This window comes from Acinetobacter sp. 243_ASPC (genome assembly GCF_001054715.1).
Classification (GTDB): Bacteria; Pseudomonadota; Gammaproteobacteria; order Pseudomonadales; family Moraxellaceae; genus Acinetobacter; species Acinetobacter soli.
Genome location: NZ_JVOR01000047.1, coordinates 1 through 238, shown reverse-complemented (window position 1 = coordinate 238; position 238 = coordinate 1). Strand labels below are relative to the sequence as shown.

Sequence of the window (238 nt, the reverse complement as noted above, 5' to 3'; positions counted from 1 at the left end):
CTGGAACCTAAATCCAGTGCGTCTACCAATTTCGCCACGCCCCCAAAACCTGGGTATTTACAACAATATCTGGCAGAGGATCAAGGACTCGAACCTTGACGAACGGTTTTGGAGACCGTCATGCTACCATTACACCAATCCTCTTTAACATCTGACCTGTTTTCAGGTCACTTAAAACTACTTCAGTTTTAAGTTGGTGGGGGCGAAGAGACTCGAACTCTTACACCTTGCGGCGCTG

At 47.5% G+C, this 238-nt stretch carries 1 tRNA gene; it reads right to left on the bottom strand.

Annotation, left to right across the window (positions count from 1 at the left end):
• Positions 1 to 70 precede the first annotated feature (70 nt).
• Positions 71 to 144 (bottom strand) — tRNA-Trp (locus tag ADA42_RS04985).
• Positions 145 to 238 lie beyond the last annotated feature (94 nt).